Annotated in this window: 23 protein-coding genes, 1 pseudogene and 1 riboswitch; of the genes and pseudogenes, 12 read left to right on the forward strand and 12 right to left on the reverse strand. The window is 64.0% G+C overall.

The window, feature by feature from the left end; all coding sequences use genetic code 11:
* Nucleotides 1-9 precede the first annotated feature (9 nt).
* From G3O01_RS35235 to G3O01_RS35245, 3 genes are read left to right on the forward strand one after another with little or no spacing between them, the layout of a single operon-like run.
* Nucleotides 10-801, forward strand: coding sequence for a class II aldolase/adducin family protein (locus G3O01_RS35235; RefSeq protein WP_205811622.1), 792 nt, complete (start codon nt 10-12; stop codon nt 799-801).
* A 12-nt stretch (nt 802-813) separates the two neighbouring features.
* The gene (locus G3O01_RS35240) at nt 814-1797 is read left to right on the forward strand and encodes a 2-dehydropantoate 2-reductase (RefSeq protein ID WP_205811623.1); all 984 of its coding nucleotides are present in this window, start codon (nt 814-816) and stop codon (nt 1795-1797) included.
* 40 nt (nt 1798-1837) lie between these two features.
* Complete coding sequence (locus tag G3O01_RS35245; protein WP_205811624.1) at nt 1838-3037, forward strand: cytochrome P450; 1200 nt, start codon at nt 1838-1840, stop codon at nt 3035-3037.
* A gap of 36 nt (nt 3038-3073) precedes the next feature.
* Here G3O01_RS35245 and G3O01_RS35250 read toward each other — a convergent pair whose 3' ends face one another.
* The 3 genes from G3O01_RS35250 to G3O01_RS35260 all read right to left on the reverse strand — a co-directional run bounded on the left by G3O01_RS35250 (nt 3074) and on the right by G3O01_RS35260 (nt 7308).
* Complete coding sequence (locus tag G3O01_RS35250) at nt 3074-3994, reverse strand: pyridoxal-phosphate dependent enzyme (RefSeq protein ID WP_205811625.1); 921 nt, start codon at nt 3992-3994, stop codon at nt 3074-3076.
* A gap of 133 nt (nt 3995-4127) precedes the next feature.
* Nucleotides 4128-5129: a sodium:calcium antiporter gene (locus G3O01_RS35255; RefSeq protein WP_205811626.1), complete on the reverse strand. Its 1002-nt coding sequence runs from the start codon at nt 5127-5129 to the stop codon at nt 4128-4130.
* 54 nt (nt 5130-5183) lie between these two features.
* Nucleotides 5184-5358, reverse strand: a riboswitch (yybP-ykoY riboswitch).
* Between the two features lie 81 nt (nt 5359-5439).
* Nucleotides 5440-7308, reverse strand: coding sequence for an ABC transporter ATP-binding protein (locus tag G3O01_RS35260; protein WP_205811627.1), 1869 nt, complete (start codon nt 7306-7308; stop codon nt 5440-5442).
* Between the two features lie 502 nt (nt 7309-7810).
* On the opposite strand from G3O01_RS35260, the gene G3O01_RS35265 reads away from it, so the two are divergent.
* From G3O01_RS35265 to G3O01_RS35285, 5 genes and pseudogenes are all read left to right on the forward strand, one after another.
* Nucleotides 7811-8866: a phytoene/squalene synthase family protein gene (locus tag G3O01_RS35265; RefSeq protein WP_205811628.1), complete on the forward strand. Its 1056-nt coding sequence runs from the start codon at nt 7811-7813 to the stop codon at nt 8864-8866.
* A gap of 111 nt (nt 8867-8977) precedes the next feature.
* Nucleotides 8978-9316, forward strand: a complete 339-nt coding sequence (locus tag G3O01_RS35270; protein ID WP_205811629.1) for a DOPA 4,5-dioxygenase family protein — start codon at nt 8978-8980, stop codon at nt 9314-9316.
* A gap of 54 nt (nt 9317-9370) precedes the next feature.
* Nucleotides 9371-10101 (forward strand): annotated as a pseudogene (locus tag G3O01_RS35275) (FprA family A-type flavoprotein).
* Between the two features lie 123 nt (nt 10102-10224).
* Nucleotides 10225-10878, forward strand: coding sequence for a glutathione S-transferase family protein (locus tag G3O01_RS35280; protein ID WP_205811630.1), 654 nt, complete (start codon nt 10225-10227; stop codon nt 10876-10878).
* Between the two features lie 50 nt (nt 10879-10928).
* Nucleotides 10929-11639: a DUF899 family protein gene (locus G3O01_RS35285; RefSeq protein WP_205811631.1), complete on the forward strand. Its 711-nt coding sequence runs from the start codon at nt 10929-10931 to the stop codon at nt 11637-11639.
* Between the two features lie 69 nt (nt 11640-11708).
* On the opposite strand, the gene G3O01_RS35290 is transcribed toward G3O01_RS35285, so the two are convergent.
* Together G3O01_RS35290 and G3O01_RS35295 are read right to left on the reverse strand one after the other, a co-directional pair.
* Nucleotides 11709-12074, reverse strand: coding sequence for a hypothetical protein (locus G3O01_RS35290; RefSeq protein ID WP_205811632.1), 366 nt, complete (start codon nt 12072-12074; stop codon nt 11709-11711).
* A 214-nt stretch (nt 12075-12288) separates the two neighbouring features.
* Nucleotides 12289-13425: an MBL fold metallo-hydrolase gene (locus G3O01_RS35295; RefSeq protein WP_205811633.1), complete on the reverse strand. Its 1137-nt coding sequence runs from the start codon at nt 13423-13425 to the stop codon at nt 12289-12291.
* A gap of 217 nt (nt 13426-13642) precedes the next feature.
* Between G3O01_RS35295 and G3O01_RS35300 the strand changes: the two genes are divergently transcribed.
* The 4 genes from G3O01_RS35300 (at nt 13643) to G3O01_RS35315 (ending at nt 19037) form a co-directional block, all read left to right on the forward strand.
* A complete protein-coding gene (locus G3O01_RS35300) occupies nt 13643-13855 on the forward strand; it encodes a hypothetical protein (RefSeq protein WP_205811634.1) in 213 nt (70 codons plus the stop codon).
* Complete coding sequence (locus G3O01_RS35305; protein ID WP_205811635.1) at nt 13852-16095, forward strand: NADP-dependent isocitrate dehydrogenase; 2244 nt, start codon at nt 13852-13854, stop codon at nt 16093-16095. The genes G3O01_RS35300 and G3O01_RS35305 overlap by 4 nt, the downstream gene beginning before the upstream one ends.
* An 834-nt stretch (nt 16096-16929) precedes the next feature.
* Nucleotides 16930-18171 carry an MFS transporter gene (locus G3O01_RS35310; protein ID WP_205811636.1) on the forward strand — a complete coding sequence of 414 codons (1242 nt, stop codon included), beginning with the start codon at nt 16930-16932 and terminating at the stop codon, nt 18169-18171.
* Between the two features lie 53 nt (nt 18172-18224).
* Nucleotides 18225-19037, forward strand: a complete 813-nt coding sequence (locus G3O01_RS35315) for an alpha/beta hydrolase (protein WP_205811637.1) — start codon at nt 18225-18227, stop codon at nt 19035-19037.
* A 4-nt stretch (nt 19038-19041) separates the two neighbouring features.
* Here G3O01_RS35315 and G3O01_RS35320 read toward each other — a convergent pair whose 3' ends face one another.
* The 7 genes from G3O01_RS35320 to G3O01_RS35350 form a co-directional block, all read right to left on the reverse strand.
* Nucleotides 19042-20556, reverse strand: coding sequence for an efflux transporter outer membrane subunit (locus G3O01_RS35320; RefSeq protein WP_205811638.1), 1515 nt, complete (start codon nt 20554-20556; stop codon nt 19042-19044).
* A complete protein-coding gene (locus G3O01_RS35325; protein WP_205811639.1) occupies nt 20553-21554 on the reverse strand; it encodes an HlyD family secretion protein in 1002 nt (333 codons plus the stop codon). The genes G3O01_RS35320 and G3O01_RS35325 overlap by 4 nt, the downstream gene beginning before the upstream one ends.
* Nucleotides 21551-21760, reverse strand: coding sequence for a DUF1656 domain-containing protein (locus G3O01_RS35330; RefSeq protein WP_205811640.1), 210 nt, complete (start codon nt 21758-21760; stop codon nt 21551-21553). The genes G3O01_RS35325 and G3O01_RS35330 overlap by 4 nt, the downstream gene beginning before the upstream one ends.
* Before the next feature lie 34 nt (nt 21761-21794).
* A complete protein-coding gene (locus G3O01_RS35335; protein WP_205811641.1) occupies nt 21795-23954 on the reverse strand; it encodes an FUSC family protein in 2160 nt (719 codons plus the stop codon).
* Between the two features lie 5 nt (nt 23955-23959).
* Entirely contained in the window at nt 23960-24469 is a 510-nt protein-coding gene (locus tag G3O01_RS35340) for a MarR family transcriptional regulator (protein WP_205811642.1), read from the reverse strand.
* Between the two features lie 134 nt (nt 24470-24603).
* The gene (locus tag G3O01_RS35345) at nt 24604-25185 is read right to left on the reverse strand and encodes a DUF1801 domain-containing protein (protein WP_205811643.1); all 582 of its coding nucleotides are present in this window, start codon (nt 25183-25185) and stop codon (nt 24604-24606) included.
* A gap of 63 nt (nt 25186-25248) precedes the next feature.
* Nucleotides 25249-26481: an FAD-binding oxidoreductase gene (locus G3O01_RS35350; RefSeq protein ID WP_205811644.1), complete on the reverse strand. Its 1233-nt coding sequence runs from the start codon at nt 26479-26481 to the stop codon at nt 25249-25251.
* Nucleotides 26482-26498 lie beyond the last annotated feature (17 nt).

A 26498-nucleotide genomic window follows, 5' to 3' on the forward strand; every position in this document is an offset into this window, starting at 1 on the left:
AGATGCGACATGGAGATCATGGAGCGAGACGAACAGGCCGCCGATACGACGGCTACGATGCATCCCGAAGAATGGAAGGCACGCGTTCAATTGGCCGCCTGCTATCGCGTCTTCGATATGCTGGGCTGGACCGAACTGATCTACAACCACATCACGGTGCGCCTGCCCGAAAGCGTGACGGACGGAGCGAAGCAATTCCTGATCAATCCATTCGGCCTGCATTACAGTGAGGTGACCGCGCGCAATCTGGTGAAGATCGATGCGCAAGGGAACATCCTCGATGGCTCGACGTATCCCGTGAATCCCGCTGGCTTCACCGTGCACGCGGCACTGCACGAAGGCATTCCCGACGCGCATTGCGTGATGCATACGCATACCACGGCGGGCGTCGCCGTCGCGTGTTCGGAAGAGGGCTTGCAGCAGACGAATTTCTACAGCGCGCAGTTGCACGAACGCATTGCGTATCACGACTTCGAAGGCATCACGATTCATGCGGAAGAAGGGCCGCGCCTCGTCGAGCATATCGGCGACAAACAGGCGGTGATTCTGCGCAATCACGGCTTGCTCGCGTGGGGCGAAACCTTGCCGCAAGCATTCGCAATTTTGTGGACGTTGAACCGCGCCTGCGAGATTCAGGTCGCAACGTTTGCAATGGGCCGCGCGCGGCCCGTGCCCGAAGCGATTGCCGAGCAGTGCTCGCGCGATGCGCTGCAGTTCGACGTGCGCTACGGCGCGGGACAGGACGTGTTCGATGCGCTGGTGCGCAAGGTCGATCGGATCGACGCGAGCTATAAAGACTGAGGAAGAACAACGATGAAGGTATGCATTTACGGCGCGGGCGCGATCGGCGGATGGATGGGCGTGAAGCTCGCGCAGGCGGGCTGCGGGGTGAGCGTGGTCGCGCGCGGCGCGACGCTCGACGCATTGCGCGAACACGGTCTGCGCCTCGTCGAAAACGGCGAGACGCACTCGGTCCGTGTGCAGGCGAGCGACAAGCCGGAAGCGCACGGCGCGCAGGATCTCGTGATCGTCGCGGTGAAAGCGCCCGGCATGGCGGATGTCGCGAAGCACATCGGGCCATTGATTGGCGCGAATACGCTCGTGCTGACGGCAATGAACGGCGTGCCGTGGTGGTTCTGCGACGGCCTGCAAGGCGAATTCGCAGGCGCGCGTCTCGCTTCTGTCGATCATGACGGCTCGATTGCTGCCGCGATTCCCGCCGAACGCACGCTCGGATGCGTCGTGCATGCAAGCTGCCGTGTCGATGCGCCCGGCGTGATCGGACATCATCAGGGGCGCGGGCTGATCGTCGGCGAAGCGACAGGGCGCACGAGCGAGCGCGTGGCGTCGCTGGTCGAACTGCTGCGCAAGGCCGGTTTCGATGCCAGCGCATCGGATCAGATCCAGCGCGACGTCTGGTACAAGCTGTGGGGCAACATGACGATGAACCCCATCAGCGCAATCACGGGCGCGACCACCGACAAGATCCTCACCGATCCGCTCGCCCGCGATTTCGTCACGCGCGTGATGCTAGAAGCGAAAGCGATCGGCGCACGTTTCGGCATTCCGATCGAGCAGGCGCCGGAAGACCGCCACGCCGTCACGCTCAAGCTCGGCGCGATGCGCACGTCGATGCTGCAGGACGTCGAAGCGGGCAAGACGGTCGAACTCGACGCGCTGGTCGGCGCGGTGTGCGAACTGGGCAAGCTGACGGGCGTCGACACGCCGTATGCAAACGCGCTATTTGGGCTCGCCCGTCTGCACGCTCAGGTGCGTGGGTTGTATCCTTCCGAATGACGCAGCACCTTCAATAACTTAAAGCCCCACGTATCAACGCATGAATTTCTCCGACCTGTCGTCGCCAGCCTATTTCGACAACCCGTATCCGCTCTATGAAGGCATCCGCAGCGAGGGTGCCTTCGTGCCGCTCGCACCCAGCATCATGCTGACCGGGCGCCACGCCGTCATCGACGCGCTGCTGCCCGATCGCCGCATGGGCAAGACCTATATGCCGAGCGTGGTCGCGCGCTACGGCGAGAGCGCGCGTGAGCAGCCGGTGTTTCAGGCGCTCGAACGCACGTTCCTGATGATGAACCCGCCCGCGCACACGCGTCTGCGCGCGTTGCTGATGAAGGCATTCAATGCGCGGCAGATCGAAACGCTGCGAACCATCGCCGAAGAAACGACCGATAGCCTGATCGACGCGATGCAAGGCAAGCCGGAAGTCGATCTCGTCAGCGAGTTTGCGATGCCGCTGCCGTTGCAGATCATCTGCCGGCTGCTGGATGTGCCCGTCGAAGACGGCGTGCGTTTCGGCGAAGCGGCGAGCCTGCTGGTGTCGGCGTTCGATCTCGCGCCTTTATCGCCCGATGCGCTCGCGCGTGCGAATCAGGCGGCGCTCGATCTCGAGCAGTATTTCCGCAGCGTGATCGCGCAACGGCGCGCGGCGCCCGGCCACGATATCGTGTCGTCGCTGATCCAGGCGGAAGAGGGCGGCGAACGGTTGTCGGAAGATGAGATCGTGTCGAACGTGATCTTGCTGTTCGTCGCGGGGCATGAAACCACGTCGAATATGCTCGGTAACGCGCTGATCGCGCTGCATCGGCATCCGGCGCAACTGGAGCGGCTGCGCGGCGATCTTTCGCTGGTGTCGAAGGCCGTGGCGGAATGCGCGCGTTACGACACGGCCGTGCAGATGGTCGTGCGCACCGCGTTCGACGATATCGAAGTAGAAGGGCAGACGCTGCCGCGCGGCTCGATTGTTTTCATGCTGCTTGGTTCGGCCAATCGCGATCCGCAGCGTTTCGACGCGCCGGATACGCTCGATATCGGCCGCGAGCCATCAGGCCATCTGCTGACGTTCGGCGCGGGCATTCACTATTGCCTCGGCGCGCGCCTCGCAATGATGGAACTCGAAATCGCGCTGCACAAGCTGATGACGCGTTTGCCGCAACTGCGCCTCACGAATCTCGACGCGCTGCAATGGCGCAGGCGGAACAATCTGCGCGGCGTCGAATCGCTGATCGCCGCGCTGTGATCTGATCGCGGGAAAGGCGTGACGTCGTGACGACGCTCACGCCATCTCGCGATGCCAGCGCTCCAGTTGCTCGATGGTCGTGCCCGCGCCGCCGCACACGATCACGAGCACGCTTTCGAAGCGCTGCAACGCTTCCGTCTGCTTGTACACGAGCGCCAGACTCGCGCCGCACGCGGGCTCGACCAGCACGCGATGATCGTCGACGAAACGGCGTGACGCATTCACCGCTTCCGCATCCGACACCACCACGCATTCGACGGGATGTGTTTGCGTGAGCGCAAACGCCTGCTCGCAGACCTGTTTCGCGCCCAGCGACGTCGCCACGCTGGTGATGCCGGGCAACTCGATCCGCTTGCCCGCGCGCACCGATTGCGCCAGCGACGACGCACCTTCCGTCTCGACCGCAATCACCGGCACATCGTCAAGACCGTTGCGCCGCAAGCCTTCGATCACGCCCGACATCAGTCCGCCACCGCCCACGGACAGCACCACGGCATCGAATTTCGCACCCGCGCGCACGACCTCGTCGATCATCGACCCATGTCCGTGCCACAGCAGCGGGTCGTCGAACGGATGGATGAAGGCGTCATCGGGGCCGACCTGTTCGAGCGCGAAGGCGTTCGCTTCCTGCCAGGTCGCGCCATGCACGATCACTTCCGCGCCTTGCATGCCGATCAATTCCTTCGCGCGTTCGCCCGTGCTTTGCGGCACGACGACCGTGACGGGAATCGACAGCGCGCGGCCCGCGTACGCGACCGCGATCCCCGCATTGCCACCCGACGACGACACGAAGCGGCGCTTGCCGCGTTTCGCATGCTCTTCGCACGCATAGCCGATGCCGCGGATCTTGAACGAGCCAGGCGGCTGCAACGCGTCCATCTTGAGCAGCACGCGGCGGCCCAGATGCTGGCCCAGCGGTTGGGATTCGAGAAGCGGGGTGTCGATGTGCAGTGTCATGGCGATGGTCTTGCCCGAAGCGGCGCGAAGTGGTTTTCGCTGAATCGATGATCTGAATCGCTGATGATAGCAAGCCTCGCCCGCACGCGGAGGGCGCCATGACGGCGCCCTCCGAAACCACGCGAACGCGCCCTTATCTGACGGCGAACAGCAGCACCGCGAACGCACCGTACAGGCATCCGACGTAAGCCAGCCTGCGGCTCAACACCTGGCGCGCACTGAAGACCCACTGCAGCACGACGATAGCCAGCGCGGTGACGACGGCCGCGAGAATCGACGGCGTAGCCAGATGCCAGGGCGTGAAAAACAGGCCGAACGCGGTGGGGATCGTCGCCTGAATCATCATCGCGCCGCTGATGTTCGCGAGCGCGAGGCGCTCTTTCCCTTGGCGCACCCAGATCACCGCGTTCATGATTTCGGGCAGTTCGGTCGCGATCGGGCTGAACAGCAACGCCGTCAGTTGTGGATCGATGCCGAGCCACGGCCCGACCACCTCGATCTGGCCCACGAACAGATGCGACGCGAAGAAGATCACAACCAGCGCGCCCACCGTCTGCACGACGATCCAGAACATCGCGGGATTCGCGTCGCGCGGACGCAGTTTCAGCGGTTCGAGCGCTTCATGGTCGCCCGTGTCGCCTTCGGCCGTCAGTTCCTTCCAGCAATAGAACGCGTAGGCGGCGAGAAACGCGAGGCCGAGTACGGGCTTGTAGCTGAAGACCACGAGGCCGAGCGCGATCTTGACGACGAAGATGGCGAGAAACCAGATCTGGTCGCGGCGCAGACGGCGCGTATCGGCATCGACTGCGCTGGCGCGCATGCGGCCGACGCGCTTTGCGGTGGCCAGCAGCGCGATGCCGACGACGGCATAGGCAATGGTACTGAGCGCGAGCGGTCCGCCGATCGCAGCGCCGATGCCGATTTCTTTCGTTGCGGGTGAGTTGCCGAATGCCACCGCGACGAGCGTCACGACGCTCTCGGGCAGCGCGGTGCCGAACGCGGCGAGGATCGTGCCCGTGGCCGTCTGTGTCATGTTCAGCTTGTTGCCAAGCCACTCGACACCGTTGACGAAGGTTTCGCAGGAAACGTAGATGACGCCGGCAGAGGCGATGAGCAGGGCGAAGGTCCAGATCATGACGGACGCCCCGTTGTGCGGGATGGGGGAATAGTAGACAACTTGTTATCTCCACGAGCCGGGCACGTAACCAATGACGCATCCTTCGCCCGGCTCGGGTGGAAAGGACACGTCAAAGGTCTCGTCAGGCCGTGGGACGGCTGCCGGCGCCATGGCACGAATGCCAAATATGTTGACGACGGCGCTGCACCGCAAACGGCGCAGCAGACTACTCCCCTAAGACAACGCGATTATAACGCACCGTCAGCGATGCGAAAGCAAAAAGGGGCGCGACAGATGCGCGCCCCTTCGTCCACCTACAGCTGCGAGTTTATTTGCCCGCGATCAGACTCGGATCGCCGGCAAAGCGCTCGTTGCCGCGCACGGCGCCATCGTCGAGCAGACCTTTGGTCAACTCCAGCGCCTGGCGTTCGAACAAGCGCCGGTACACGCCGTTGTCGATACGGATCAACTGCTCGTGGCTGCCTTCTTCGACCACGCGACCCTTGTCGAGGACAAGCAAACGGTCGAGCGCTCGCACCGTCGACAGCCGGTGCGCGACCACCAGCGTCGTGCGTCCGACCATCAGCCGTTCCATCGCCTGCTGGATCAGCACCTCGCTTTCGCTGTCGAGGCTCGACGTCGCTTCGTCGAAAATCAGGATCGGCGCGTCGGCAAGGAACGCACGTGCAATCGCCACCCGCTGGCGCTCGCCGCCCGACAGCTTGACACCGCGTTCGCCGACCAGCGTGTCGTAGCCCATCGGCAGCGCGGAGATGAACTCGTGCGCGCTGGCGAGTTTCGCGGCCTGCACGATGTCATCGAACGATGCACCGGGCCGCGCGTACGCGATGTTCTCCGCGAGCGAGCGGTGGAACAGCACCGGCTCCTGCTGCACGATCGCGATGTGCTGGCGCAGCGACGCCTGCTGCACGTCGGCGATGTTCTGCCCGTCGATCGTGATGCGGCCTTCGTCGATGTCGTACAGACGCTGGATCAGCTTGATGAACGTGGTCTTGCCCGAGCCCGAATGCCCGACCAGCCCGATCCGCTCGCCCGGCGCGATACGCAGCGAGAAGTCCGTGTACAAGGGCTTGCGCTGCGCGCCATAGCGGAACGTCACGTGCTCGAAGCGGATATCGCCTTGCTGGATATCGATCCCGCGTGCACCGGGTTTGTCTTCGATGCCAAGCGGCTCGCGATCCAGCGCGACCAGTTCTTCCATATCGTTCACCGAGCGTTGCAGGTTGCGCACGTGCATGCCGACATCGCGCAGATAGCCTTGCAGCACGAAGAACGTGGTCAGCGCATACGTGATGTCGCCGACACTCGCTTCGTCGCGCAGCCACAACAGCAACGCCGCGCCGAGAATGGCCGCCTGCATCAGCGCGAGCATGCCGCCCTGCACGCCGCCGTTGGTCGTGCCACGCTGCCACGTACGGCGCGTGCGCAGCCGCCACTTGTCGATCACGCGATCGAGCCGCGCTTCTTCGCGCTCTTCCGCGCCGAACGCCTTGACCACCGCGTTGCAACTGACGGCGTCCGCCAGCGCGCCGCCCATGCGCGTGTCCCACAGATTGCCCAGACGCGCGGCAGGCGCTACATAGCCGAGCGACAGCGCGACCGTGACCGCGACATAGATCAGCGAGCCAAGGCCGACCACCGCGCCCATCACGGGCCAGTGAATGCCGAGCAGGATCGTCGAGCCGGCGAGCATCACCAGCGACGGCAGCAGGGCAATCAGCAGCGTGTCGTTGAGCAGGTCGAGCGCCCAGATGCCGCGCGTGATCTTGCGCACCGTCGAGCCGGCGAAGCTGTTCGCATGCCAGTCGGTCGAAAAGCGCTGCACGCGATGAAATGCGTTCGCGCAGATCTCGCTCATCATCTTGAGCGTCATCGCGATGATCGTGCGGTACACCAGTTGCCGCAGCAACGTGCCGCCGATGCCCAGCGCAATCAGCGTAAAGAACGCCACCAGCGCCGGATGCGACGCGACGTCCTTGCCGAGCGTGCTGCCCGACGCGAGCGCGTCGACCAGACGCCCCGCGAAGAGCGGCGTCAGCACATCGGCGAACGCGGCCGTCAGCGCGAACAGCAACACGCCGGCGATGCGCGCGGGCTGCCGGCGCCAGTGATGGAAAGTGAAGCCAAGAACGCTTCTGAACGCTTGCGCGCCAAAGTCGAGTTTTTTGCTAGCCATGTATGTCAGCGTGCGGCGCGAAACGCGCGCAACGCTATCCGGTCAGGAGAGTCGGAAACGGACGACCGATGCCCGCCAACGCGCGGCGGCGATAAAGAAAACCGGTAGTCGGATAAAGGCGCGGGCTGTTGACTGCCTGCGCGGACGGCAACCTAAGCCAGAGCGCCTGGGAAGCGTCGCGACATCCCGCGAGAGACTGCGATGTACGTCGTGTGCATGGAACGCCTCCCGTGGGTGAATGAGTGGATGAAGAAATACTGCGTTGAGGGTTGAATTCTAGCAGGAAAGCTTGCGAAAGGTGTTCTCAATGTGCATTGCTCCGACGCCAGATGCTGGTTTTATGCGCGCTTCATCGAATGGTCATGAAGCGCGCTTGCGACCCGTTGCAACCCGTTGGACGCGTGCCTGATACATGCCGGATACAATGCGGCAGCGCCGAATAACTCTAACTTCGGGTCTCGTGCTCGCTGAAGCCGGGATTCAACCTGACCGACCTCAACACATGTCCAGTTCCACCCGGGCCTTCCTGCTGGGCCCGTTGCTCAAAGGGGTTTCCCGTTCGTTCTATCTGACGCTGCGCATCCTGCCCGCCGGCATGCGCGATCCCATTGGGCTCGCGTATCTGCTCGCGCGCGCCGCGGACACAATCGCCGATACCGCATTGATCCCGCCGGAGCAGCGTCTTGCGTTGCTGCTCGCGTTGCGCGACCAGGTCAACGGCGCAACCGACAATGGCGAACTCGCACGGCGTCTGGCCGATGAAGTGGCGGGCCAGCAGACGCAATCGGACGAAAAGGTGCTGCTCGAATCGATCGCGCCCGCGCTGGATGTGCTGCAGCAACTCGACGCAAGTGATCGCATTGCCGTGCGCGAGATCGTCACGACCCTGACGACCGGCATGGAATTCGACCTGCGTACCTTCCCCGACGAGCGTTCTGGTCAGATCGTCGCGCTGCGCGAATGGAGCGAACTGGACCGCTACACGTATCTGGTCGCGGGCTGCGTCGGCGAATTCTGGACGAAGATGACCTACGCGCATTTGCCAGGCACGCTGAAGACGGACTCCGCCATCATGCTCGAGCGTGGCGTGCGTTTCGGCAAGGCGCTGCAGATGACCAACGTGCTGCGCGATTGCGGCAAGGATCTGCGTATCGGGCGGTGTTATCTGCCGTCCGTGATGCTGGATCGCCATGGCCTGACGCCGCAGATGCTGATGGAGCCGCAAGCGTCGCAGCGCGCGCAGCCGCTGATGCACGAACTGGTGCGCAAATCGCTCGATCATTTCCGCGCCGCGCTCGACTACACGCTCGCGATTCCGCGCTTTTCGCTGCGTTTGCGGCTCGCCTGCGTGTGGCCGATCGTGATCGGCCTCGAAACCCTGCTGCTGCTCGTCGATAACGCGCACTGGCTGGAGCCGGCGAAAGTGTCGAAGATCCAGCGCAAGCAGGTGTACGGCATTCTCGCGCGCTCGCTGCCTGTGTCGATGTCGGATGCGCTGCTGCGCAACTGGATCGACGGGCTGATCGGCGCGATCGAAGCACGCATCGGCGTTCGATAGACAATTCCCGTCACGCGCCGCGTTATTCCCGATTTGTTGAATCACCGATCAAGCGCCTAAGATGAACATCGCACAACCCGAAGCGAAGGGCGGCCCGAGCCGCAATCGACCATGACGGAAATCGCCAGCTGGCACGCGCATGTGTACTTCGACCAGTCGACGCGTGACGCCGCGTGGACGCTGCGCGAAGCGATCGAAGCGCGTTTTGACGGCAGGTTCCAGATGGGGCGCTTTCACGAGCGGCCCGTCGGCCCGCATCCGATGTGGTCGTATCAGCTGGCGTTCGGCAACGATCTGCTCGCGGAACTGTTTGCGTGGCTCACGCTCAATCATGGCGCGCTCGACGTCTTCATCCATCCGAACACGGGTAACGCGCTGGAAGATCATCGCGATCGCGCGGCGTGGATCGGGCGCTCACATCAGCTGAATCTCGCTGCGCTGGGCGGATAACGCGCGTTCGGCCCGGCGCATCGTCGCGCGCGCGGCGCGCGTGGAGGTCTGGTCATGACGGTCACCAATGCGGTGTCGGGCACCAACGTCCATGAAGTGGCGGACGGCATTTACCGGATCAACACGCCTGTGTATTTCGAAGGCGGCCCCGGTGGCTTTTCCTTCAACCAGTATCTGATCGCCGACGACGCGCCGCTGCTGTTCCATACCGGTCCGCGCAAGATGTTCCCGCTGGTGCGCGAGGCGGTGGCGTCCGTGTTGCCGCCCGAACGGCTGCGGCATATCGCGTTTTCGCATGTCGAAGCGGACGAATGCGGCTCGCTCAACGACTGGCTCGACGCCGCGCCTGAGGCGCTGCCGCTGTGCAGCAGCATCGCCAAGCTGGTGTCCATCGACGATCTCGCCGACCGCCAGCGCGCGGCCTCGAAGACGGCGAGACGGTCGATATCGGCCGCCACCGGCTGCGCTGGCTCGCGACGCCGCATCTGCCGCACGCATGGGAATGCGGGATGCTGTTCGACGAGACGACGCAGACGCTGTTCTGCGGCGACCTGTTCACGCAAGGCGGCGCCGAACTGCCCGTGATGACGGGCGCGGATATCCTCGGTCCGAGCGAAGCGTTCCGCCGCAGCATGGACTACTACTCGCACACGAAACACGGCGACGCGATGCTCGAACGGCTCGCCGCGCTCGCGCCCGGCACGCTTGCGTGCATGCACGGCAGCGCATGGCAGGGCGATGGCGCCGCCTTGCTGCGGGCGCTGGCGGCGTCGCTGCACGAGTAAGCGGGGACACTCGCCGCAGTGCAGCACAAGTTTTTTCGCGCGGGCTGTCGATTCCCGTTGCCGCGACTCGTCGTCTGAGTGAGCGGACATGTCGTCCGCTATCCGCCAGCAAGGACGACGACGATGACCTTGAAGCTCTACGCCCATCCGTTTTCTTCGTATTGCCAGAAGGCGCTCACCGCGCTCTATGAGAACGGCACACCGTTCGACTATCGCCGGCTCGACGAACCCGGCGCGATGGACGAACTGGCCGCGCGCTGGCCGATCCGGCGCTTCCCAATGCTCGTCGACGAAGGCCGCACGATCGCCGAGGCGACCATCATCATCGAGCATCTCGCGCTGTTTCATCCCGGCCCCGTGAAACTGCTGCCCGACGATCCGCGCGCCGCGCTCGACGTGCGTTTCATGGATCGTTTCTTTGACAACTATCTTGCGACGCCGCAGCAGAAGATCGTTTTCGACGGCATGCGCGATGCAAGCGAGCGCGATCCGCGCGGTGTCGCCGATGCGCGCGCGCTGCTCGAAGTCGCGTACGCATGGCTCGACAACACGATGAAAAGCCGCGAATGGGCGGCGGGCGAGCGCTTCAGTCTCGCGGACTGCGGCGCCGCGCCGTTTCTTTTCTATGCGGACTGGACGCACCGGATCGATCCGAAGTTTGAGCATGTGATTGCGTATCGCAAGCGTCTGCTGAAACGGCCGTCGTTTGCGCGCGCCGTCGAGGAAGCGCGGCCTTATCGCCATCTGTTTCCGCTGGGCGCGCCGGATCGCGACTGATTTGCTCGACCATGACTTTCAACCCTGACCTTTACGAAAGGGAGGCAAGGATGTCTTCAGCACCTTCTCTCGTGCCCGCCGCCGAACTTGCGAAGCGCAATGGCCGGCACTATCCGAACGAAAGCGTCGAATACCGCCGCGCGCGCGATGCGCTGCTCGCGGAGGAAATCGAATTGCGGCGCCATATCGAACGCGTTGCCGGGCAGCGGCGTGCGCTGCCGCCGGGCGGCGACGTGACGGGCGACTATCGTTTTGTCGGCGAAGCGGGTCCAGTGGACTTCGCCGGGCTGTTCGGCGACAAGGACACGCTCGTGATCTACAGCTATATGTTCGGGCCGCAGCGCGAGCGGCCGTGTCCGATGTGCACGTCGCTATTGAGCGCGTGGGACGGCGAGGCGCGCGACATCGCACAACGCATCGCGCTGGCCGTCGTGGCGCGCTCGCCGATCGAGAAACTGCTGGCGTTCAGGCGGGAGCGCGGCTGGCGCGATCTGAAGCTGTATTCGGATGCGAACGGCGCGTATAGCCGCGACTTCGGTGCGATTGCGGAGGACGGCGGCGACGAGCCGGCGTGTCAGGTGTTCACGCGCCGCGACGGCGTGATCCGGCATTTCTATGCGGCGGAAATGGGTTTCGAAACCGCCGATCCCGGTCAAGATCCGCGCGGCGCGCCCGATCTGATGCCGATGTGGACGATCTTCGATCTGACGCCGGAAGGGCGTGATCCGAAGTGGTATCCGAAGCTCGATTACGGGAAATGAGAGCGCAGCAGAACGCGCCGCATCGCGCGGCGCGTGTCGGACTTCAGACGCGTTGGACGCTTTAGACGCTTAGTCGGCGAGACGCTTGTCGGCGAGGGCGCGTTCGCAGTCGCCGAGCACGGTCACGACGAGGCGGGCTTGCGCGTCGAGTTCGTCGGTATCGAGGATTTCTTCGACGGCATCGCGCGCCCAGTCGGCTTCGACAAAGGAGGCATGACGCTGCGCGATATCGAGTGCCATGGCGGACAGCCGCGCGATGCACAGCCAGTCGGCGGTGCGCCCGTGCCGGTCGAGCCACTTGTGCGCGGCTTCTACGTGAAAGGACGGTGAGGGCCAGGTCTCGTTCAGATACCAGGCGCCCAGGCTTCCGCACGTGAGCCAGCACAGCAGCTCCACGCGGTCGCGTTGGCTCAGAAGATGGCGTACATCACTCATGGCGACGCTCGCGAAGGTAACGGATATGACGTGAGTTCCGCGTAGCAAAGCTCGAACCCTTGTGTGTACGACAATAACACGACGTTGTGCCCCGCACGACAGGGTTTAACCGGATGCCAGGCCTATCGGGTGATGCTGAATGTGGGCTGGCCGACAATCGTGCTCACGTGCCGCGCTGGATTGCACTCGCACAGTGCAGCGCAAGCTCGCAGTTTCACTGCGCGCACGTGCCGGGCGAAGCAGTCGTATCGTCGAGGCGGATCATCTGGCCGTGATGAAGAACGGTGAACGCATCGTCGGGCAGGCCGGCTTTGCGAGTCGCTTCGGCGAGTTTGCGCGGCGGCTCGTCGAGCGCTTCGTCGGTCAGTTCGAACGTCCCCCAGTGAATGCCGATGCCTTTCTTCGCGTGGATGTCCTCAAAAATCTGCACGGCCTGCTGCGGGTCCACGTGCTGAGGTCCCATGAACCAGCGCGGCTCGTACGCGCCGACGGGAATCAGTGCGAGATCGATGCAGCCGAACGCAGCGCCGATCCGTTTGAAATCGTTCGAGTAGCCGGTGTCGCCCGCGAAATACACCGAGAACGGATGCGCGGCGCCTGCGGGCGTCTTCATCACCCAGCCGCCCCACAGCGTCTCGTTGCGATCGGTGAGGCTGCGCGCCGACCAGTGCGTCGCCGGAACGAACCAGAAGTCGAGGCCCGGCACGCTGGTCGGATCGCCCCAGTCGAGTTCCTGAACATTCGTGATGCCTTTCTCCGCGAGCCACACCTTGATGCCGAGCGGCACGAGAAAGAGCGGCGGTCCACCCGGCTGCGCGTTGAGTGCTTTCACGCTCGCGGTGTCGAGATGGTCGTAGTGACTGTGCGAGATCACCACGACGTCGATATGCGGCAGTTCGTCGAGCGCAAGACCGGGCGGCACGCGCCGTTTCGGACCGGCGAACGTGAGTGGCGACGCACGGTCGGAAAACATCGGATCGGCGATCACGTTGACGCCGTTGATCTGCAGCAGCGCGGTCGCGTGGCCGATCCACGTCAGCGTGTCGTCGCTGCGGTTTGCCTTGAGCCACGCGACATCGGGATGGTCGACGGGGAAAGCGTAGCCGTTCGCGGGCGCGGGCGGCAGGCCATGCGTCCAGCGGTTCCAGCGCCATTTCCACACCGAGCCGCGCGCGAGTGGCCCGTCCATGTTCTCGTAGCCGCTGTCGGTGCGCGGCGCGTGATGGATACCGCTTGCGGCGATCCTGTCAGGCGACGGATCGGGCTGCTGCGCGTTCGCTGCACCATGCGCAGATGCGACGCTCAGGACGAGGGCGGCGCAAGCCACGCGCAAGCGAAACGGAAGTGGCATCGTGTAGTAGATGTGCTGGCGCGACTGTCGCCATAAAATAGAGGATTCGACAGTGTAGACCGGACGACGCCGCCTTCGCCCGCGCCGGAACAGACCGGGCGGTGGCCTCGAGCGCGAGCTTCGGTAAAAAGGTTCATCCTTCCGCCATTTGCCGCGCGCAATCTCGGCCTGCAAGCGAATCAGGCGAATATCCCGATTCCGGAACAATTGTGCTTGTATGGATATTGCAAAGTGCAATGAAATGCCGTTTGTGACGGGGAAAGCGCAGCGATGCAGGGAAAATTCTGCATTTTTTTGCGTTGAAGGCGATTCCGATGGCCCGATTCAAACCGTCAAAATCCAAAATAAGGCAAAATTCGGGGCATTCGCGTCGGCTGTGGCGCTGCCGGCGGCATTTCCCAACCTTTCTCGACCAAGAGCAAAGCGATGAGTACCAAGCAACCTACGATCATCTACACCCTGACCGACGAAGCCCCGCTGCTCGCGACGAGTGCTTTTCTGCCGATCATCCGTACGTTTACCTCTCCGGCTGGCATCAATGTCGAGACCAGCGACATTTCCGTGGCAGGCCGTATTCTCGGCGAATTCCCGGAATTCCTGACGGAAGAGCAGCGCGTGCCGGACAACCTGGCTGAACTGGGCAAGCTCACGCAAGACGCGGACACGAACATCATCAAGCTGCCGAACATTTCGGCGTCGGTGTTCCAGCTGGTCAGCGCGATCAAGGAACTGCAGTCGAAGGGCTACAAGGTGCCGGATTATCCGGAAGACCCGAAGACCGACGAAGAAAAGGACATCCAGAAGCGTTACGCGAAGTGCCTGGGCAGCGCCGTGAACCCGGTTCTGCGCGAAGGCAATTCGGACCGCCGCGCGCCCGCCGCCGTCAAGAACTACGCGAAGAAGCACCCGCACAGCATGGCCGAGTGGAGCATGGCGTCGCGCACGCACGTTGCGCACATGAAGCATGGCGACTTCTACCACGGCGAAAAGTCGATCACGAACGTCGGTGCACGTGAAGTCCGCATGGAACTCGTCACGAAGCGCGGCGAAACCATCGTGCTGAAGCCGAAGGTCAAGTTGCAGGACGGCGAGATCGTCGACAGCATGTTCATGAGCAAGAAGGCGCTGCTCGCGTTTTACGAAGAGCAGATGGAAGACGCGCACAAGACGGGCGTGATGCTGTCGCTGCACGTGAAGGCGACGATGATGAAGGTCTCGCACCCGATCGTCTTCGGCCACGCCGTGAAGGTGTTCTACAAGGACGCGTTCGCGAAGCACGCGAAGCTGTTCGACGAACTCGGCGTGAACGTGAACAACGGCCTCGTCGATCTGTACACGAAGATCGAAGCGCTGCCGGAATCGCAACGCGAAGAAGTGATCCGCGACATGCACGCGTGCCACGAGCACCGTCCGGCGCTGGCGATGGTCGATTCGGCCAAGGGCATCTCGAACCTGCACGCACCGAACGACGTGATCGTCGACGCATCGATGCCCGCGATGATCCGCGCCGGCGGCAAGATGTGGGGCGCCGATGGCCGTCCCGCCGACACGAAGTGCCTGATCCCGGAAAGCACGTTCGCGCGCATCTACCAGGAAATCATCAACTTCTGCAAGACCAACGGCGCATTCGATCCGAAGACGATGGGCACGGTGCCGAACGTCGGCCTGATGGCGCAGAAGGCGGAAGAATACGGTTCGCACGACAAGACGTTCGAGATCGCTGAAGACGGCGAAGCGCGCATCGTCGACAACGCGACGGGTGAAGTGCTGAGCGCGCTCACGCAGCAGGTCGAGCAGGGTGACATCTGGCGCATGTGCCTCGTGAAGGACGCGCCGATCCGCGACTGGGTCAAGCTCGCCGTCACGCGCGCGCGCAACTCGGGCATGCCGGTGGTGTTCTGGCTCGACCCGTACCGTCCGCACGAAAACGAACTGATCCACAAGGTGCAGGCGTACCTGAAGGATCACGACACGGACGGCCTCGAGATCCACATCATGTCGCAGGTTCGCGCGATGCGTTACTCGCTGGAGCGCGTGATCCGCGGTCTGGACACGATTTCGGCGACGGGCAACATCCTGCGCGACTACCTGACCGACCTGTTCCCGATCATGGAACTGGGCACGTCGGCGAAGATGCTGTCGATCGTTCCGCTGATGGCGGGCGGCGGCATGTACGAAACGGGCGCGGGCGGTTCGGCGCCGAAGCACGTGAAGCAGCTGGTCGAAGAAAACCACCTGCGCTGGGATTCGCTGGGCGAGTTCCTCGCGCTGGCGGTGTCGCTCGAAGAGCTGGGCATCAAGACGGGCAACGCGCGCGCGAAGGTGCTGGCAAAGACGCTGGACGCTGCGACCGGCAAGCTGCTCGACAACAACAAGAGCCCGTCGCCGAAGACGGGTGCGCTTGATAATCGTGGCAGCCAGTTCTATCTGGCGATGTACTGGGCGCAGGAGCTGGCTGCTCAGTCCGAGGATGCAGAGCTTGCAGCCAGGTTTGCTCCGTTGGCCAAGGTTCTCACTGACAATGAAGCGACTATTGTTGGTGAGTTGACTGACGTGCAGGGCAAGGAAGTGGATATCGGTGGCTATTACAAGCCTGATTTCGCGAAGCTGGAAACGGTGATGCGGCCGAGTAAGACGCTGAACTCGGCACTGGCAGCTGTCACGGCGTAAGCCTTTTAGGTTGTTGTGATGTGAGCGGAGCCCGCACGTGTTTTTGATGTGCGGGCTTTGTTTTTTTGCTGCGCAAGTGGTTTGGTTGTCTTGCGACGCTGGTTTGGTTTGCTTGTGTTGTCGCTGGCATCCGCGATTTGTTATTGGTTTGCCTGGGTTGCCCCTGTGCGGGGCGGCACCTACTTTTCTTTGCCGCGGCAAAGAAAAGTAGGCAAAAGAAAGCCGCTGAACACCGCTAGTTCTTGTCTCCGCCTGAGGGCCCCCAACGGGTCCTCTCCTTCATGCGGCAACCTCTCAGTCACCGCCCGTTGCCAGCGCACTGAATGAGCGCCTCATCCGCTTCACACTCCCGCGTCGTCACACGCGCGACCAAATCTCCCACGTTCTATAGCGGCAAACTGTGTGTAGGCTTTCCCGGCTTATGCGCTTCACTCCGGACTGGAAAACACGATCGGTGTCGTAAGAGCGCTGACGTGTGAAGCACTTCGACCTACACACAGTTTGCCACCTGGGCGGCAGTGACCATTCGCTGCCGCTGGCGGCGCTACGGGTGAGTGAAGCGGGTGAGGCGTTTATACGCGGCGTTGGTAACGGGCGGTGAATAGCGGGTTTGCCGTTTGAAGCATAAGATCCGTTGGGGGCCCTCAGGCTGAGGTCAAGAGCTGGCGGTGTTAGCCCGCTTTCTTTGCTTACTTTCTTTGCGGCGGCAAAGAAAGTAAGTGCCGCCCCGCACAGGGGCAACGCCTGAAGTACGAAGGCATATCGCGGATGCCAGCGAACAGCGGAACAGCGGAACAGCGGAACAGCGGAACAGCAAAACCAAAACCAAACCATATGCGCGCTCAACACCACGCATTCTTCGCCTCGCTATTCTTCTCCCGCCTCGCGGACCAGATCCTGCTATTCCTCGTGCCGCTCGTCGTCTTCCAGACGACCCAACAAGCGACATGGTCGGGCATCGCATTCTTCATCGAAGCACTCCCTCGCTACATCGTCGTTCCCGTGTGCGGCGCACTGTGCGACCGGATCTCGCCAGTCACGGTGCTGCGCGCGAGCCAGCGTTGTCGCGCGATTGCATGCGTGCTGGGCATCGCGGGCTTTGCGATTGCGGGTGGCATCGGCTGGCTGATCGCGCTGTCGGCTGTCTGCGGCGTGCTGACGAGTCAAGGGCTTGTCGCGCGCGAAGTGCTGCTCCCACAGGTATTCACATCAGAACGCTTCGAGAAAGTACTGTCGTATGCGCAGATCGCCGATCAGGTCGGTGTCGTCGTGGGGCCGATGCTCGCGGGTTTGCTGCTCGGCTGGTGGCGCTGGGAATATGTGGTCGGCGTCGCGGCCGTGCTGTTCTTCGCCGCCGATGGCGCGACGCTAGTCTGGCAGCGCGCGAGCGCATTCGTCTGGACGTCGCACGGGCACGTAAGCGGCAACTGGCTCGCGCCCATCAAAACCGCGCTGGCGCATATCGTGCGGCTGCCGGGTCTCGGCAGGTTGATCGCGCTGGCCGCAGCGGAAAACCTCGTGATCGGTGTAACGCTCGCGACGTCAGCGGCAATGGTGACGGGGCTGCACCGGCGGCCGGATGCGTTCTATACCTTCGTGCAGACCGCAGGCGCCATCGCGACGATCGTCATTCTGCTGCTGATCGCGCGCGTACAGATCCCGCGCAAGGCGCTCGGGCTCGTGTCCTTTCTCGCGATCTTCGCTGGTGGCCTGCTTGCCGGGCTGAGTCCGTCCGTATGGGGTTACGTCGTGGGCTTTCTGCTGATCGTCGGATTCGACAAGATGTTCAGCATCTACATCCGCAGCGTCCGTCAGGCGATCATTCCGGCTAAGGATTACGGCAAGACGCTCGGCGTCGTCATCATGCTAAACAATCTTACGCAGCCGCTCGCGGGGCTACTGGTCGGCGTGTTTTCGGGGAATGGGCGCATGAGCGCGGTCGTGGTCGCGATCTCGCTGGGTATGGGTGCGCTCGGGCTTCTGGTCGTGCTGCTCGGCATCAGCGCAGTCAGGCGGCAGCGCACCGCGGTGCACGCTGCGCCATTGACCGGCCGGACACCGGACAGCGCCGACTGATGCGGTGATGTCACAATACCGCGACCGACTTTCATCCACGGAGCGCAACCGCAATGGAAACGGACGACGAGCTGAAACACTTCGCCTTGCACGGCGCCGAGCCGCTGCCCGAAGCGCAGGATGCGGGTTTCGTGGAAAACGCGGGCGCGCGCATCGCGTGGTACGCGTATGGCGCAGGAAACCCCGTGGTGCTGCTGCACGGCGGGCTCGGACATAGCGGCAACTGGGGTTATCAGGTGCCCGCGCTGGTCGAAGCGGGCTATCGCACGATCCTGATCGACAGCCGCGGCCACGGCCGCAGCACGCGCGACGCGCAACCGTACAGCTACGAACTGATGGTCTCCGACGTGCTCGCCGTGCTCGACACGCTGAACGTGCCGGAAGCGGCCTTCGTCGGCTGGAGCGACGGCGCGTGCACCGCGCTGATTCTCGGCCAGCGCGCACCGGAGCGCGTCGCCGGCGTGTTCTTCTTCGCGTGCAACATGCACCCGGACGGCGCGAAACCCTTCGTGCCGACGCCAGTAATCGACCGCTGCTTCAGCCGGCATCGCGCGGACTACGAGGCGATATCGGCGACGCCCGGCGAGTTCGACGCATTCGTCGCCGCCGTCAGCGAGATGCAGCGCACGCAGCCCAACTACTGCGCCGACGATCTCGCGCAAATCGCCGTGCGCGTCGTGGTCGCGATCGGCGAGCACGACGAGTTCATCAAGCGCGAACACGCCGTCTGGCTGGCCGAAACGATTCCCGACGCCGAACTGATCGTGCTGCCGAACGTGAGCCATTTCGCGCCGTTGCAACGGCCGGCGCTATTCAACGGCGTGATCGAGCGGTTCGCCGGAACCGCCTTCGAATCGTCACGCTGACGCCTTACTCGCTCTTCTCGCTCTTCTCACTCTTAGCGCCGACTTTCTCGGTTTTCGCGTCGCTCTCGTCTTTCTCCCATCCGCCGCCGAGCGCGAGGAACAGGTTCACCTGATCGACGGCAACCTGGCCCTCGGCGGCCGCCACCTGCGCGGCGACGGTGGTGAGCGTGCGCGTCGCGTCCAGATCGTCGATGAAGGTCTCGCGGCCAGCCGCATACAAGCGGTGTGTTTCGTCCGCCGACTGCACCGCCGACTTGTACGCGGTGCGCAATGCGTCGGCGCGCGTCGTGTCCGACGCGTAGGTCGACAGGTTCGTCTGCGTTTCGCGCAGCGCGTTCAGCACCACGCCATCGAAGTGCGCGAGTGCGCCGCCGGTTGCCGCTTCGGCTTCGTGGACCCGCGCGCGCTGGCCGTTGATCGGGAACGTCCAGCTGATCAGCGGGCCGAACGCCCAGCGGTTGGTGGTCGGGCCGAACAGGTCGTCGACGACGCCGACCGACCCAACCGACGCACCGATGCTCACCGAAGGATAAAGCGCCGCCGTCGCCACGCCGATGCGCGCCGTCGACGCCGCCAGCAGTCGCTCGGCCTGGCGCACGTCGGGCCGGCGCTTGAGCAGCGCGGCACCGTCGCCGACGGGAATCGGCTCTTTCAGATGCGGCAGGCGGCTGCAGGTGAGGGCGGCGGGCGGCAGATCGTTCGGCGCCCGCGCAAGCAGCATCGCGAGCCGGTACTGCGCGGCGCGACGGCGTGCGATGAAGCGCGGAATATCGGCGGCGAGCGTGTCGGCCTGAGTCTGTCCGCGCGTCACGTCGGGCTGGTTGCCGCGGCCCGCGTCGCGCAGGCGCTGCGAGAGCTTGACGCGCTGCCGTTGCAACGCCAGCGACTTCTGCGCGATCTCCAGTTCTTCACCCGCCGAACACGATTCGACGTACGCACGCGCGACATCGGCGACGACGGTGATGCGCGCCAGATCGCTCGCGGCTTCGACGGCTTCGTCGTCCGCCTTCGCAGATTCAACGCCGCGTCGCAGCTTGCCGAACAGATCGATTTCATACGACACGCTCAGATCGAGCGCGCCTTCGTTGACGACAGGAATCTTTTCCGACAGCAGATACTGTTCGGCCGATTCCTGCGCGCGCTGGAACGCCGCCGACGTCTTGCCGGAGAAGCCGCCCTGTTCGTTCGCGAAGTCGACTTGTGCACGCGAGCGTGCGAGATTGGCCGCTGCGACGCGCAGGTCGGTGTTCGACGTCAACGCCTCGCTAACCAGTTGATCGAGCACGGGGTCGTCGTACAGGCGCCACCATTTCGACGGCACGGGTTGTTGCGAGACCGGCGCCTTGTCCGCGCCGTCGATGGTCGCATTCGCGTAGGGCGCATTGACGGCGGCGTTCTCGGGCAGCTTGTAGTTCGGGCCGACCGTCATGCAGCCGTTCAACGCGAGCACGATGGGCAGCAACGCCAGACCGGCGCGTCTGGCCTTCGGGGACATGAAGCCTGACGAAAAGCGTTTCATTGCGATGCGCCCGAAGCCGGATGCGTGGCGCTCGCCGGCGCCGTACCGACGATGGCCGCGCCCGTGGTCGAAGCGCCGGGCGCCGATACCGCAGCGGTATCCGATGCGGCCGTGCGTCGACCGATGGAAGGTCCGATGCCGCGCACCGACACCGTCGCCGTGCGGCCGGCGATCATGCGGAAGTCGGCGGGAATTTCGTCGAGCGCGACGCGCACGGGAATGCGCTGCGCGAGGCGCACCCAGCTGAACGCCGGGTTCACGTTCGGCAGCAGGTTCTGACTTTGCTGGCGGTCGCGGTCCTCGATCGCGGCGACGATGCTCAGCACATGGCCGCGCAGCACGCCCGGCTCGCCCATCACCTTGATGTCGACCTGCTGGCCGATGTCGATGCCGTGCAGCTTGGTTTCCTCGAAGTAGCCGTCGACGCGGAACGAGTGCATGTCCACCACCGACAGCACCGGGCGACCCGCCGCAATGTACTCGCCGACGCGCGGCGCGCGGTCGTTCAGGTAGCCGTCGACTGGGCTGACGATCACCGTGCGTTGCAGGTTCAGGCGCGCGGTATCGATGGCGACTTCGGCGTCGGCGAGCGCGGCGGCTGCCGTTTCGACGCGCGAATGCGTTTCTTCGACCACTTCGCGCGCGACCAGATTGCCGAGCACGCGGTTACGGGCGTCTTCGCGGCGCGCCTGGTCGAGCGTCGCGCGGCGCTGCTGCGCGGTGGCCTGCGCGTTGCGCAGCGCGAGCGTGTAGCGCGCCTGGTCGATCACGAACAGCACTTCGCCGCGCTTGACCTGCTGGTTGTCGACCACCTTGACCTCGGTGATCAGGCCCGACACGTCGGGCGCCACCTGGATGACGTCGGCGCGCACGTGGCCGTCGCGCGTCCATGGCGCGAACATGTAGTAGTCGACCAGCTTCCACAGCACCACGGCTGCAATCGCGACGACGATCAGGGTGAGCAGGATCTGCCCGACGGAGAACCAGGTTTTTTTCACGTTATGAACCGGTGCGAAACGATGACGACAAGCCCCAGCACCAGAACATAGATGCCGAGATCGAAAATGGAACGGTGCCAGATGAAGCGGTACACGCCGATGCGCGCAAGCACATTGCGTATGACCAGATTCACCAGATAGGCGATAAACATCAGCACCAGCACGGCTGGCACGAATACGCCGAGAATGTCGATTTCGCCGATCATGTGCGCCGACAGAATGAAAGAAGTGGGTTGTGCATCATGCCGCCGTCTCCGCTTGAGGCGGCACGCTGCCGGGCGCGGGTTGCGGCGGCGACAGCGACAGGCGCATGCCGACCAGTGCGTGCAATGTGTCGCGCAGCCAGCGCTCGCCGGACGGTGCGGCAGGCGCGGGCGGGGCGGGTTGCGCGCCTTGCGCTTCACCGGGTTGCGCTGCCTCGCCGGGTTGTCCCGCTTGCGCCTGCGCGATATTGAGCGTCGTCACGCGCTCAACGGCTGCATCGATCGAATCGATCAAACCGGCCGGCACCGGCTGCCGCGAGCGGCGCGCAATGCAGTGCTCGAAATGTTGCCGCACGCCTGACAGCACGTCGTCGACGGAACCTTGCAGGTCGCTCGTCAACTTGCGGCGCGTGCGCCGAAGGTCGAGCGCATTCAACGCGACGCGGAAATCGCGAAAGCTTTCGATCGACGGATGGCGGTGCGAATCGGAAGCCGCGTGGCGCGGCAGCAGTTGCATCAGCCGGTCGAGCATGCGTGAGTACAGGTTGCGCTGATCTTCGATGGCGGCTGTCGACACGCATACGACGACGTCGGCCCATGCTGAACGCGTCAGGCGTTCGGCGGCGAGACCCGCGCCGAACGGGCGCGTCGCACGCGTCCAGAGGAAAGCGAACAGCAAGCCCGCGACACCCGCCAGATTGCTGTTGAGGAACACGAAGAAGTCGGCCTCGTAAGCGCTCTGGATGCTGATGAAGGTTGCCGTGTTGACGGCCGTGAGCATCGTCACGAGCGTGAACTGCGGGCGCGGAATCAGCGTGCCGATGATCAGGAACGGCCCGGCGAAGATCAGCACCAGCATCGCGAAATCGTGCACGAGGGGCAGCACCACGAACACGTACAGCCCGGCCAGCACGACGCTCGCGCAGGTCGCGAGGAAGAACTTGAAGACGGCGGGCGCGGGCTCGTCGAGCGCGGCGAAGAAGCAGCAGGAGACGGCCGCAAGCGCTACTGCGGAGGCGCCGTCGTTCCAGCCCGACGAAATCCACAATCCGCACGCGACGATGATCGCGCCGACGGCCGAAGCCGTCGAAAACAGCATCATGCCGTAATCGAAGAAACGCTCCGTGCCGCCGAGCCGCCAGTGGCGAAAGTGCGGGCGCCACAGCACGGTTTCATGGACGATGGCCGCGCGCAGGCAGCGGATATCGCGCCACACGTCGATCACCTGACCGAGGCGCCACAACGCATTCGACAGCAGCGCGCCGTCCCAGCTCGCGAGGGCTTCTGCGGAAGGCCTGAGCGCATCCACGCGGGCGCGCAGCGCTTCCGCTTCATGGTCCGGCTCGTCCGCATGCTTCGCTTCGAGCGCGGGCGACTTGATCCATTTCGCGACGTCGCCGAGCAGCGTCTCGACTTCGGGCACATGCGCGCCGCGCTGCCGGACCAGTTCGATCAGCGGATCGGCCATCGATGAAATCAGCGGCAGGAAAATCTGCATGCGCCCCTGCAATGCACGCGCGCGGCGCACGATATCGGGCCGCGTGTGATCGTAGGTCAGCTGGCTCAACAGGAATTCGAGGCCGTTGACGGTGGCGGCTAGACGCTGGCGCGACGCCGAGATCGGCGCGCCCGCGACGCGGCCCGACAGCGTCTCGCTTGCGTAGAAGGCGGCATCGCGGAACCACGCATCGGTGCGCTCGATCAGCGTCGGCGCGAGACGGCTCGGAAACACCGCGCTGCCGACGATGCTCGCCACCACGATGCCAAGCAGAATCTCTTCCGTACGGGTGATGGCCAGATCGAAGATGGTGGTCGGATTCGTGACGGCGGGCAGGGCGATCAGCGGCAGCGTGTAGCCGGCAAGCAGGAACACATAGCTGCGCGCCGTACGGTCGTTCATCGACAGATACAGCAGCGTGCCCGTCCATACCGCAACCAGCACGCTGAACAGGAACGGCGACTCGACGAAAGGCGGCACGATCACCACGGCGGCCGACGCGCCCAGCGCGGTGCCGAGCGCGCGGTACAGCGCTTTCGAGCGGGTTGCGCCGACGAACGGATTCGAGACGATATAGACGGTCGCCATCGCCCAGTACGGGCGCGGCAGTTCGAGCGCAAGGCCGATGTAAAGCGCAATCATCGCGGCCGCGAACGTCTTGGCGGAAAACAGCCAGTCGCGGACTGAGGGATAGACCATGGCGGTTATGCCTTGCGTTGGCTGCCGGATCGGGAGGATGCGGCTGGCTCGTCGGATGCGCCCCTGTCGGGAGTGACTGTAGCATCCAGCGACGCGTTGAACGCATTGAGCACCCGCAGCGTCGTCTCCAGGTCCTCGCGGCTCACGCCTTTGAGCACGCGCGCGCGCAGCTCCATCAGGCGCTCTTCCATGCGGGCGGTGACGGCGCGGCCTTCGTCGGTGAGGGTGATGGTCTTGGCGCGCCTGTCGTCGGGGTCTTCGTCGCGGCGCACGAGACCGGCCGCGCACAGCTGGTCGAGCAGACGCACGAGCGACGGGCCTTCGATCCCCACATGCTCGGCGAGCGTGACCTGGCGCACGGCCTCGCCGAGGCGGTTGGCCGTGAGCAGCGGGCCGGCACACGCTTCCGACACGTTGTAAGCAGACAGCACGCTATGACTCGAGCGGCGCCAGCGGCGCGCGGCGACGACCAGCGTGCTGCTGACGGAGCGGCGCAAAAGGTGGAGATTGACCATGGGCCGGGATTGTATGTCGATTTTTATTCGTTAGCATCCTATCGACCTACATTTTTTAAGGGAATGCTACAAAGTTCACTTACGGTGTGTTTCAGCGGCGGGCTGCCGGCCGCTTTCGTGGGGTGAGAGCCGGCCTACTCGTCGTTCAGGCCCTTGCCTTCGAGGATCAGCGGCAAGCATTTGTCGATCCGCGCTTCGCGGGTTTTCGACTGTTTCGCCGACGAAAAATGCAACAGGTAGGCGCGTTGCCGTCCGGGCGTCAGCGCTTCGAAAGCCTTTTTGAGTTTGGGCAGTTTGTCGAGCCTGGACTGGAACTCCTCGGCCACTTCGAATTCATCCGTCGATTTGCGTTGCACTTTCAGACCGGCTTTTTCGACGTCGATGGCGGCGCGGACGTACGTCTTCAGTGTTGCTCGCAGCTTGACGATTTCCTGAAGACTCGTGAAGCGCACTTGCCGCGCGGACTGCACGTTCTCCGTCTGCTGCACGAGGATGCCTTTCGGGTCTTTCATCAGCGCGCCTTTGACGAACAGCAGCGCGCAGTATTCCTTGAAGCCGTGAATGAGCACGACGTTTTTATCGTCGACCGTGTAGCAGGGGACGCCCCATTTCAGCACTTCCGTGACGGGGCATTCGAGCACGATCGCGCGGAGTTTCTCCGTCTCTTCATGCCATTTGTCGAGTTTGCTGATATAGGCGTCGACCTTGGGATTCATCGTTGTCCCTCAGGAAAAAGGCGAGCCTATGGTACAGCCCGCCGCCTGGCGCAGCAAACCCGGTTAGAAGCGGTCCGCGCGGAACGGGCGCGGGTCGGCAATGGTCGCGGCGCCCGTCATCATCTCGGCCAGCAGCCGTCCCGTCACAGGTCCGAGCGTCAGCCCATGATGCGCATGGCCGAACGCGAACCACAGATCCTTGTGGCGCGGCGCCTGGCCGATGATGGGCATCATGTCCGGCGTGCACGGCCGCCTGCCTAGCCACGGGCGCTCATCCAGCCGCGCGCCGAGCGGAAATGTCTCGCGCGCGATCGGTTCGATGGCGTCCAGTTGCACGGGCGTCGCGGGCGCATCGCACGCGGCGAGTTCGGCGCCCGTCGTGAGCCGGATGCCGCGCGCCATCGGCGTGATCATGTAGCCGATCTCGGTGTCGAGCACGGGTTGATTCAGCCGCGCGCCGTTCTGCGTCGCGTAGTGCATGTGGTAGCCGCGCTTGACCGCGAGCGGCAGCCGGTAGCCAAAGCGCGCGCTGACGGTGTCCGACCACGGCCCGAGCGAGATCACGGCCGAATTCGCTTCGATGCGGCCTGCATCGGTATCGACGCTCCAGTGCGGTTGCAGCGTCGCCGCATCGCCGATGAAGATACGGCCGCCAAGTTGCTCGAAGTAACGCGCATAGGCCGTGACGAGCGCGTTGGGATCGCTGACGGTATCGGCGTCGGTGTAGCGCAACGCGCCGAGCAAAGCGTGGCTCAGCGAAGGCTCGTCGCGGCGCAGTTGGGCTGCATCGAGTGTGTCGAACGACACGCCGTATTCGGCTTGCCAGCGCTCGGCGTCGCGCAACGCGGCGTCCTGCTTGCGCGCGCTGCGGAACACCTTCAACCAGCCGCCCGTGCGCAGCAGCGCCTGCGCGCCCGATGCATCGATCAACGCGCGATGCTCGTCGACGCAATGCTCGATCAGCGTCGCATACGAGCGCGCAATTGCCGCATGACGATCGGCGCGCGAATAGTGCCAGTAGCGGTACAGAAACGGCAGCAGCTTAGGCATCGCGCTGACGTGATAGCGCACATCGAGCGAACGGTTGCGTGCATAGCGCAGCAGCGTGCCGGCGTCGCGCGGAAACGCATATGGATAGACACCTTCGCGCTGGATCAAGCCCGCGTTGCCGAACGAGGTCTCGTTGCCGGGCGCCTTGCGATCGACGAGCGCGACCGACAGCCCGCGCTTTTGCAGATGCACGGCAACCGACACACCCACCATGCCGGCACCGAGTACGACAGTATCGAACTTCATTGCCGCGTGTCCTCGCG

This window comes from Burkholderia sp. Ac-20365 (assembly GCF_017104715.1).
Classification (GTDB): Bacteria; Pseudomonadota; Gammaproteobacteria; order Burkholderiales; family Burkholderiaceae; genus Paraburkholderia.

Excerpts from the sequence above, each read along its gene's own strand:
- G3O01_RS35235 (WP_205811622.1), top strand. The coding sequence starts at position 10 with ATGGAGATCATGGAGCGAGACGAACAGGCCGCCGATACGACGGCTACG.
- G3O01_RS35240 (WP_205811623.1), top strand. The coding sequence starts at position 814 with ATGAAGGTATGCATTTACGGCGCGGGCGCGATCGGCGGATGGATGGGC.
- G3O01_RS35245 (WP_205811624.1), top strand. The coding sequence starts at position 1,838 with ATGAATTTCTCCGACCTGTCGTCGCCAGCCTATTTCGACAACCCGTAT.
- G3O01_RS35250 (WP_205811625.1), bottom strand. The coding sequence starts at position 3,994 with ATGACACTGCACATCGACACCCCGCTTCTCGAATCCCAACCGCTGGGC.
- G3O01_RS35255 (WP_205811626.1), bottom strand. The coding sequence starts at position 5,129 with ATGATCTGGACCTTCGCCCTGCTCATCGCCTCTGCCGGCGTCATCTAC.
- G3O01_RS35260 (WP_205811627.1), bottom strand. The coding sequence starts at position 7,308 with ATGGCTAGCAAAAAACTCGACTTTGGCGCGCAAGCGTTCAGAAGCGTT.
- G3O01_RS35265 (WP_205811628.1), top strand. The coding sequence starts at position 7,811 with ATGTCCAGTTCCACCCGGGCCTTCCTGCTGGGCCCGTTGCTCAAAGGG.
- G3O01_RS35270 (WP_205811629.1), top strand. The coding sequence starts at position 8,978 with ATGACGGAAATCGCCAGCTGGCACGCGCATGTGTACTTCGACCAGTCG.
- G3O01_RS35280 (WP_205811630.1), top strand. The coding sequence starts at position 10,225 with ATGACCTTGAAGCTCTACGCCCATCCGTTTTCTTCGTATTGCCAGAAG.
- G3O01_RS35285 (WP_205811631.1), top strand. The coding sequence starts at position 10,929 with ATGTCTTCAGCACCTTCTCTCGTGCCCGCCGCCGAACTTGCGAAGCGC.
- G3O01_RS35290 (WP_205811632.1), bottom strand. The coding sequence starts at position 12,074 with ATGAGTGATGTACGCCATCTTCTGAGCCAACGCGACCGCGTGGAGCTG.
- G3O01_RS35295 (WP_205811633.1), bottom strand. The coding sequence starts at position 13,425 with ATGCCACTTCCGTTTCGCTTGCGCGTGGCTTGCGCCGCCCTCGTCCTG.
- G3O01_RS35300 (WP_205811634.1), top strand. The coding sequence starts at position 13,643 with ATGGATATTGCAAAGTGCAATGAAATGCCGTTTGTGACGGGGAAAGCG.
- G3O01_RS35305 (WP_205811635.1), top strand. The coding sequence starts at position 13,852 with ATGAGTACCAAGCAACCTACGATCATCTACACCCTGACCGACGAAGCC.
- G3O01_RS35310 (WP_205811636.1), top strand. The coding sequence starts at position 16,930 with ATGCGCGCTCAACACCACGCATTCTTCGCCTCGCTATTCTTCTCCCGC.
- G3O01_RS35315 (WP_205811637.1), top strand. The coding sequence starts at position 18,225 with ATGGAAACGGACGACGAGCTGAAACACTTCGCCTTGCACGGCGCCGAG.
- G3O01_RS35320 (WP_205811638.1), bottom strand. The coding sequence starts at position 20,556 with ATGAAACGCTTTTCGTCAGGCTTCATGTCCCCGAAGGCCAGACGCGCC.
- G3O01_RS35330 (WP_205811640.1), bottom strand. The coding sequence starts at position 21,760 with ATGATCGGCGAAATCGACATTCTCGGCGTATTCGTGCCAGCCGTGCTG.
- G3O01_RS35335 (WP_205811641.1), bottom strand. The coding sequence starts at position 23,954 with ATGGTCTATCCCTCAGTCCGCGACTGGCTGTTTTCCGCCAAGACGTTC.
- G3O01_RS35340 (WP_205811642.1), bottom strand. The coding sequence starts at position 24,469 with ATGGTCAATCTCCACCTTTTGCGCCGCTCCGTCAGCAGCACGCTGGTC.
- G3O01_RS35345 (WP_205811643.1), bottom strand. The coding sequence starts at position 25,185 with ATGAATCCCAAGGTCGACGCCTATATCAGCAAACTCGACAAATGGCAT.
- G3O01_RS35350 (WP_205811644.1), bottom strand. The coding sequence starts at position 26,481 with ATGAAGTTCGATACTGTCGTACTCGGTGCCGGCATGGTGGGTGTGTCG.